Annotated in this window: 6 protein-coding genes; 4 read left to right on the top strand and 2 right to left on the bottom strand. The window is 62.2% G+C overall.

Annotated elements, in window-relative coordinates:
* Nucleotides 1-930: 930 nt before the first annotated feature.
* From BVU17_15105 to BVU17_15095, 3 genes are read left to right on the top strand one after another with little or no spacing between them, the layout of a single operon-like run.
* The gene (locus BVU17_15105) at nucleotides 931-1,572 is read left to right on the top strand and encodes a GTP-binding protein (protein ID AUG48788.1); all 642 of its coding nucleotides are present in this window, start codon (nucleotides 931-933) and stop codon (nucleotides 1,570-1,572) included.
* 4 nt (nucleotides 1,573-1,576) lie between these two features.
* The gene (locus BVU17_15100) at nucleotides 1,577-1,960 is read left to right on the top strand and encodes a hypothetical protein (GenBank protein ID AUG48787.1); all 384 of its coding nucleotides are present in this window, start codon (nucleotides 1,577-1,579) and stop codon (nucleotides 1,958-1,960) included.
* Entirely contained in the window at nucleotides 1,960-2,646 is a 687-nt protein-coding gene (locus BVU17_15095) for a hypothetical protein (protein ID AUG48786.1), read from the top strand. The genes BVU17_15100 and BVU17_15095 overlap by 1 nt, the downstream gene beginning before the upstream one ends.
* A 374-nt stretch (nucleotides 2,647-3,020) precedes the next feature.
* On the opposite strand, the gene BVU17_15090 is transcribed toward BVU17_15095, so the two are convergent.
* Nucleotides 3,021-3,935: a malate dehydrogenase gene (locus BVU17_15090; protein AUG48785.1), complete on the bottom strand. Its 915-nt coding sequence runs from the start codon at nucleotides 3,933-3,935 to the stop codon at nucleotides 3,021-3,023.
* A 117-nt stretch (nucleotides 3,936-4,052) separates the two neighbouring features.
* Here BVU17_15090 and BVU17_15085 point away from each other — a divergent pair, with 117 nt between their 5' ends.
* Nucleotides 4,053-4,865: a hypothetical protein gene (locus BVU17_15085; GenBank protein ID AUG48784.1), complete on the top strand. Its 813-nt coding sequence runs from the start codon at nucleotides 4,053-4,055 to the stop codon at nucleotides 4,863-4,865.
* Nucleotides 4,866-4,873: 8 nt separating this feature from the next.
* On the opposite strand, the gene BVU17_15080 is transcribed toward BVU17_15085, so the two are convergent.
* A complete protein-coding gene (locus BVU17_15080) occupies nucleotides 4,874-7,393 on the bottom strand; it encodes a Hef nuclease (protein ID AUG48783.1) in 2,520 nt (839 codons plus the stop codon).
* Between the last annotated feature and the right edge of the window lie 66 nt (nucleotides 7,394-7,459).

The following is a 7,459-nucleotide window of genomic DNA, read 5'->3' as shown; positions in this document are numbered from 1 at the left end:
AGTCGATCGAGGGGGTCCCCTTCGTTTCGTGTGGAGAGAGTTGGAGACACCGGAACAGAGGGAGCGAGGAGTGCGTCAGTGCCGTTGTTAGTGAGCATCAGCGCTCTCCGGTGTGTCCAGTTGAACCACATGAACCGTACCGTGATTCGATATTAAATATTTCGGTACACCACCTGTGAAAGATGTGTGTTGATATATTTATATTTTCTGTCGCATGAGTACTGTTGTCATAAAGGGAAATATAGCTTCGATCTCACTGGGGTGAAACGGGCAGTATACAGCAGCTAGTGATCGGAGAGTAAGAGAATGGTGGTGCAGTTTCGGGAGCGGGTACGCTGTGTGAATATGAGGGTAGCGCATGAGGAGCCGGTGCTTGCAGCGGAACCCGACTCCAACAGGGTAACCCCCCCACCCCTTCGTTTCCAGTGGAACTAGAAGCAGGCCCGGGGGGAGGGGGGAGGGAGGCCGACAATGTACTGTAACAAGAGAAAAGATTTAATATGGTATATCGTAAACCAAACCCGCACCAGATAAAACAGATAGTCAGTAGGAGTTAGTGTTCAGTTTTCTAGTGTCTAGACCGCTCTAGCTAGTGAAATCACGTATCGCGCTGATCTGAAGAACTAGTGCGCTCCCAATTTGACCGATAAGTCTCCCACCCCTCCCCAGGGGTGTGCGGCGTTCCACCTGAAACGAAGGGGTGGGGGGCTGTGTTGGTACACCCACATACATCTCGCGTGGGTCAGGATGGGCTGACTCGAATAGTCCCCCCTTTTCGCTCGTCTCCGTCCCAACGCCCGCACGCTGATCTGTGCTATGCCCCACCATGTCAGAATAGGGACTAATGTCTGACGTAGGCTTAAGTGAATTCGCCTATCTTTTACGGGCAGAGCCGCCATACCGGACGACTCCGGGCGGCGGGAGGATAGGATGGGATTGTTAACAAACCTCAAAGATAGTATTTCACGCGCGGCATCGACGCTGTTCTCCGAAGAGGACCCGAAGCGTATCGGGATCTACGGCCCGCCGAACGCCGGTAAGACGACGCTGGCGAACCGCATTGCACGTGATTGGACCGGCGATGCTGTCGGCCCAGAGAGTCACGTTCCACACGAGACTCGCCGTGCGCGCCGAAAGGAGAACGTCGAGATCGAACGCGACGGGAAGAAAGTGACAATCGATATCGTCGACACCCCCGGCGTGACGACGAAGGTCGATTACACCGAGTTCCTTGAACACGACATGGAGAAAGACGACGCCGTCCGTCGCTCCCGCGAAGCGACTGAGGGCGTCGCTGAAGCGATGCACTGGCTCCGCGAGGATGTCGATGGTGTTATTTACGTACTCGACTCTGCGACCGATCCGTTCACGCAGGTCAACACCATGCTCATCGGCATCATCGAGAGCCAGGACCTTCCGGTGCTGATCCTCGCGAACAAAATCGATCTTGAAGAATCTTCGGTCCAGCGCATCCGAAACGCATACCCACAGCACGAGACGATTCCGCTATCAGCGCTTGAGGGAGACAACATGGACGAAGTCTACGACAAAATCGCGGAGTACTTCGGGTGATATAATGGCGGAAGTCAAAGACCCAGACGACGGCGTCCAGATCGACCTCATCAGCGGCGAACGCATGGCGGGGCTGGCCTCGATGGAAAAAATTCGGATGATTCTCGATGGCGTCCGCGACGGCAACATCGTCATCCTTGAAGAGGGGCTCTCCCCCGACGAGGAGTCCCGCCTCATCGAAGTGACGATGACCGAAATCAGTCCGGACGAGTTCAACGGCATCGAGATCGAGACCTACCCCAAGTCCGAGGCCGCCGACGCCAGCATCCTCGACCGGTTGATGGGCAAACAGTCGACCCAGAAGCTGACGGTTATCGGGCCGGCGAACCAGATAGAGACGCTCCACAAGGACGAAACGCTCATCAGCGCCCTCGTCTCTCGGAAATAATGCCCCACCAGTGTACGGAGTGTGGCCGTGGCTTCGACGACGGGTCGAAGGAGATGCTCTCGGGCTGTCCCAACTGCGGCGGGAACAAGTTCCAGTATCAGCCCGAAGGAGCCGACATCTCTGAGACGCCGGACGCGGAGCCACCGGAACCACCGGGACCTGACAGTACCGTCGCTCGTACCGTTGGCAAAACCGCTGCCTCAGTACGAGACTTCGTCAGCGGTTCCGCTACAGACGGGGACCGGGACGCCGAGCAGTCCCATTTCGACGCCGACCGGTCGGTTGACGCACAGCCGAGTGACCCATCCCACACGTCCGGTTCGCCGTCGACCGAACCTGACCGCACGTCTGTGACTGAGGACTCGGCCCAGGCTAGCGCCCGTGGGGATGTCGTCGAGCCGGACGAACTCCCGTCGAACGTCCCGTCGGCATCCGAATCCGAACACCAGTTCCGTCCCGTCGGTGCCGACCCCGACCCACCACCAGAGCCGGACAGCGAGGACCGCCCCGATCTGGAGGAACTCCGAGCGGAACTCAACGACCAGTTCGAGTCGATCAAAGTACTGGAACCCGGCCAGTACGAACTGAACCTGATGGAGTTGTACGACCGCGAGGAGTACATCATCGCGCTGCAGGAGGACGGCCACTACTCGATTCAGGTTCCGGAAACCATCCGCTCCGAGTGATCGACGCGGGCTTTTCGTTTTACTGGTTCGCTAGCCCCGAATTACCCCGTAGAACCGCTCCATACACCATTGAGTATCAATGCCGGCACAACCATTATATAATATGCCGTGGATGCTTCCGATAACGCCATGAGCCACCGAGAACTCTCGACATCGGAGTCACACCTCGAAGAGTGGGCGTCACTCCTCGGTGCTGATATCGACGACGACGGGCGCGACGGCGATTTGCTTGACGACCAAGACGACCCCGCGTAACAATCGTGGACCGGCAAACGGCCGATTCGCAGTTACAGCTGCGTCTCTTACGGCGATAGCGGAAAAAGGCAGTCCGGGAGGGCGTCAGTCCCGAACGCTCGCAGTACCGCTCGACCGGGTTACGAGATTTTGTCGTACTGTTCGGAGAGCTTCTCTGCAGCGTCTGCCATCAGGTCCTGCTCGTAGTCGTCGAGGTCCCACTCGACGATTTCCTCGACGCCGTTGCTCCCGAGACGGACCGGGACGCCGAAAGCAGTGTCTTCGTGCCCGAACTCGCCCTCCAGCTTGACCGAGGCCGGCAGCACTTCCCCGGTGTCATGGAGGATGGCTTCGACCATGTGTGCGACGCCGCGGGCTGGTCCCCACTCGGTCGCGCCTTTGCGCTCGATGACGTCCATCGCCGACTCCTGCAGGTCGCCGAGCAACTGCTCTTTCTCGTCGTCGCTGAACTCGGGGTCAGTCCCGTCGACGCGGACTTTCGAGAATACGGGGACCTGCGCGTCGCCGTGTTCCCCGAGAATCGTCCCTTCGACGTTCTGCACTGGTGCGTCGAACTCCTCGCTCAGTACGTAGCGGAACCGCGCGGAGTCGAGGCGGCCGCCGAAACCGATGACCTGCTCGCGAGAGCGGTCGCCGGCCTCGTAGAGGTGGCGGTTGAGCAGGTCGACGGGGTTCGAGGTGGTCAGCGAGATGTAGTCGTCGTTGTGCTCGTCCAGTGAGGACTGGATGTCCTCCATGATAGGCGCATTGTCGCCGGCGAGGTCAATGCGGGTCTGACCGGGCTGGCGCGGGATGCCGGCCGTGATGACGACCACATCGGAGCCAGCGGTGTCCTCGTAGCCGCCCTGGCGGACGCGCGTGTTCGAGTCGTAGGCGATGCCGTGGTTCGTGTCAGCTGCCTGCCCGACCGTGTCGTCCTCCTTATCGGGGATGTCCACGAAAACGACTTCATCAGCGATGTCGCGGAGCGCGATGTTGTACCCTGCGGCTGCGCCGACCGTACCGGCTGCGCCGACTACGCTTACCTTTGTCATACCATTCGAAAAGGCTCGGGCGCGAACGTTAAACGTGTCGAAACCCCGATTCCGCCGCGCATCGTTCAGCCAGTATCACCCGTAAACGGTTTTCAGCCCCGCGGCGTTGTGACGGGTATGAGCGACTTCGATAAGGAAGCCGAACGCGAGAAACTCCGAGAGAAGTTCGAGAAGGAAGACGAGAAGCGCCAGACGACCGAGCAGATGAGCGAACTCCTGTTGAAGGGCGCGACGATGACCAACGCCCACTGCAGCGACTGCGGCGACCCCATTTTCCGCTACGACGGCCAGGAGTTCTGCCCCACCTGCCAGAAGCCGGTCGCGCGCGACACGCAGGAAAACGGGGCAGACCCGTCAGATGCTGACGAACAGGCGGGGCAGGCCGACGACAGTGACCAGATCGAGGTTGCCGACCCGAGCGACGAGGCTCGCGTCCAGTTCGGCGATGCTGCCGAGGACACAGCAGAGAATGCGGTGGACGCGACGGACGAACACGCACAGCAGGAGACCGCACATACCCAGCCCGACACCGCTTCACAGTCTCCCTCCGAACCGACGGCGTCGACACCCAACTCGTCCGCTCCACCCGAAGCGGGGGGTGACCAGTCGACCCAGGCGTCAGACCACTCGGAGCCAGCGCCACAGACTGCTCGAAGAGGTGCGTCGTCGGAGCCTAGCGGCCGAACTACCAACGACCAGCCGCGTGAGACAGCGACACAGAACCCCCCTGTTTCCGCTCGACAGACTCGGACGACCGATAGTCACACCGGCGATATTGAGGCCAATCTCGATGCGGCGTCTGCGCTACTGGCCGAGACGGTTCACCGCTTCGCCGAGCGCGCCGCGGCCACCGAGAACCCACGCGAGGCTCGCGAACATCTGCAGGCAGCCCGAGAAGCGGCGGAAGCGCTGGATGCAGCGCGGTTCTGAACGGACCGCTACGGCTCGTAGTCGCTGGCGATGACTTCTCGAATCCGGTCGGCCGTTACGTCGCCGATACCGGACACCTCTAGCAGGGCCTCTTTATCGGCGGTCATCACTGCCTCGACGCTTCCGAAGGCGTCCAGCAGCGTGCGCGCGGTTACCGGTCCGACTTCGGCGATGGAGGCGACGACGTACTCCTGTTGCTCGGGCAGCGTCTTCGACTGTTTCTCGCCGTGGACGCTCACCTCGCGGTCGGCCACCTCCTGTTCCCGTTCGGCGATGACTTGCAGCAGATCGGCGGTCTCGTCCTCCCCACTGGTCCGTAACACGCTCGCACCGAAATCGACCGCCAGCGACGCGAGTGCGCCCTGAATCGCCTTGTGGTGAACGTTGCGCGCACCGAAGAGGTCCTCGCCTTCGATGACGACGACGGGCCGACCGTAGTTTCGCGTGGCGTCCCCGACCTGCTCGAACATCGACCGGTCTCCGCCCGTCAGCGTGTCCATGAAGTCGGCGACGGTCTTGCGCTCGACAACGACGCGGTCAGAGAGAACGTAGTCGCCGACGGCCAGCGTTTCGAGTCGGGTTTCGATACCGTCCCGCGTCGAGAGGTCCCGAGCGATGTTCGAGTCGAGTTCCCGCTGGTCCGCGACAATTTCGACGGGGTCGTCCTCATCATCGCGGCCGGCAGTGGCGACTGTTCCCGTGTCCGGCGTCGCGGTATCCCCCTCGTCGGCTGTCGCCGCGTCGCTGTTGACTTCGGTATCCCCACCGGACGCTTCCGACGAGTCGTCCGCGAAGGCGTCTAGTCCGGCCTGGCCGTTGCTGCCGTCGGTATCATCGGCTGACTTGTTAGCTGTGCTACCCCTCCCGTTTCCAGTGGAATCCGACTGCTGTGTGGTGGTTTCCTCGCTCTTTGTTCCACCCGAAGCGTCCCCCTCTTCGTCCTCGTACTCGTCGAGCCCGGTCTGGTCGAGGCGGGCCTCCAGTTCGCCGGCGACGCTTTTGAGTTCGTTCAGTTCGCGTTTCATCCGCTTCTGGTCGTTGCGGGCCTTCCAGAAGTACGCCTCGTCGCGGGTGTCCTCGGCCAGGAGGACGACGACCCGGCCCTCGGCCTGGCGGCCGGTCCGGCCCTTCCGCTGGATGGCCCGAATCGCGGTCGGCACCGGCTCGTAGAACAACACCAGGTCGACCTCGGGCACGTCCAGGCCCTCCTCGGCGACGGAGGTGGAGACGAGCACCTCGAACTCGCCGTTCCGGAAGCGGTCCAGCGTCTCCTGTTGCTGGGTCTGTGTCATCCCCTCGCTGCCGTCGGTGTCGCTCTGTCCGACGAACTTCTCGGTCGTAAAGTGGTCTGAGAGGAAGTCCACGAGCGTCTCGGCGGTGTCGCGGGACTCGGTGAAGACTATGACCCGCTCGCCGTTCTCGATGCCCAGCGTCTCCGCGAGCAGCATTCGAGTCTGGCGGAACTTCGGGTGCAGGTCGTCGTAGGACTCGGCTTTCCGTATCGCCTCGCGGACCTTCGGCTCGCTGACGAGGCGCTGGTCGGCCTTCGACGCGCCGGAGGAGCGGGCGCCCTCCTTGAGCCGCTCGAAGTACCGACGCAGGGACTCGACGCTCTGGGTCTCGACGTACGTGACGGCGGTCCGGAGCTTCCGGATCTCGGCGAGCAGGCTCATCCCCTGGTACCCCTCGCTCTGGTCGTTGTTCATCAGTTTCCGGAGGTCGGCCTGCATCCCCTGAATCTCGCGCTCGGAGATGTCCGCCGAGGACTTGTTCGTCACGCCCAGTTCCCTCAACTGCGCCAGCCGGTCCTTGATGACCTCGTTGATTGCGTCCCGAATCTCGACGACGACCTCGGGGAGTTCGATGCGGTTCCAGTCCACGCTGGTGTCGTGGGTGTACTCGGCCACGTCGGCGTCGTCCTCGGTCATCACCGCGACCTCGGAGAGTCCGAGGTTCTCACACACTCCGAGGATGGCCTCCTCGTCGTCGCCGGGCGAGGCGCTCATGCCCGTCACCAGCGGGTCCTCGGCGTCGGCGTGGTAGCGGTCGGCGATGTAGTTGTAAGCGTAGTCGCCGGTCGCCCGGTGGCACTCGTCGAAGGTGCAGTGGGTCACGTCGGCCAGCGAGATGCGGTTGCCGACGAGGTCGTTCTCGACGACCTGCGGCGTCGCGATGACGATGCGGGCGTCCTCCCAGAGGGCGGCGCGGTCGTCGGGCCGGACCTCGCCGGTGAAGACGACGACCTCCTCGTCGTCCAGTTCGAGTGCCTCGCGGTAGAACTCGGCGTGTTGCTGGACCAGCGGCTTCGTCGGGGCCAGCATGAGCGACTTCCCGCCGACGGCGTGGAGGCGCTCGGCGGTCACCAGCAGCGAGACCGTCGTCTTGCCCAGCCCGGTCGGGAGACAGACGAGCGTGTGCCCAGTGCTTGCCGTCTCCGCCAGTTCGGTCTGGTAGCGGCGGTTCTCCAGGAACTCCGGCGTCACCAGCGGGCGTTCGACGTGCTCGCCACCGGCGTCGGTGGTCGCCATTACCCACGCGTTCGTCCCGCCGGTGGTTAAGGGTTCAGATACCGCGGTGAAAGTGGACGCCGGGGA

Source organism: Haloarcula taiwanensis, from assembly GCA_002844335.1.
Taxonomy (GTDB): domain Archaea; phylum Halobacteriota; class Halobacteria; order Halobacteriales; family Haloarculaceae; genus Haloarcula; species Haloarcula taiwanensis.
The sequence above is the reverse complement of the archived record's forward strand: the minus strand, read 5'-3'. Positions and strand labels throughout refer to the sequence as shown.